The organism is Bacillus sp. JJ1764, from assembly GCF_036962145.1.
Taxonomy (GTDB): domain Bacteria; phylum Bacillota; class Bacilli; order Bacillales; family Cytobacillaceae; genus Neobacillus.
Map to the genome: position 1 here is coordinate 3,459 of NZ_JBALNY010000210.1, position 692 is coordinate 4,150.

1 protein-coding gene is annotated in these 692 nt (G+C 34.2%); it reads left to right on the plus strand.

Annotated features, from left to right (window positions below; translation table 11 throughout):
• Positions 1-175: 175 nt before the first annotated feature.
• Positions 176-550: a DUF1284 domain-containing protein gene (locus V7083_RS22175; RefSeq protein ID WP_335482164.1), complete on the plus strand. Its 375-nt coding sequence runs from the start codon at positions 176-178 to the stop codon at positions 548-550.
• Positions 551-692: the final 142 nt, after the last annotated feature.

Sequence of the window (692 nt, forward strand, 5' to 3'; positions counted from 1 at the left end):
TTTAACACAGCCAAAAAATAAAGAAGAAGTCATCAAACATAAAATCTTCTAATCACAGAATCTGTTACAAACATAAATTTTAAAAAAACTGATATAATTCCAAATAGAAGGGGTGATCGGGTTGAGTTTGGTGTTAAGAGGCCACCATTTATTATGTGTTCACGGATTTCGAGGAATGGGCTATAGCCCTGAATTCATTGCAAAAATGAAAGAGGTAGTTGAACAGATCAGGGATGACCGCATGGACTTTCCTATAAGAGTAGTTGCTGCACTAGATGATACCTGTACAGTTTGTCCACACAAAGGCAAATCCACTTGTGAAGCAAGCATTGGTTCAAATGAGCATGTACTCTCCATGGATAATAAAGTCATCCATCATCTAGAATTAATTGATGGGGCTGTATATAATAAATCGTTTTTAGTTCAACTTACTGCTGAAAAAGTAAAGGCTGATGATTTAGATTATATTTGTAAAGGATGCTCCTGGTTATCCTATGGTGTTTGCAAAGAGGGAGTTACAGCACTTCGGGAGAAATATACGACTAAATAGAAAAATAAGCAGGATGCCAGTAGTGGATTCCTGCTTATTTTTTATTTCCTCACCTCCACCTAAGTTAACGAAATCATTAAAAAAAAGGATTTAAATTGTAAAAAAATTTTTATAGCTTTCACAAATTCATAACATATACAAT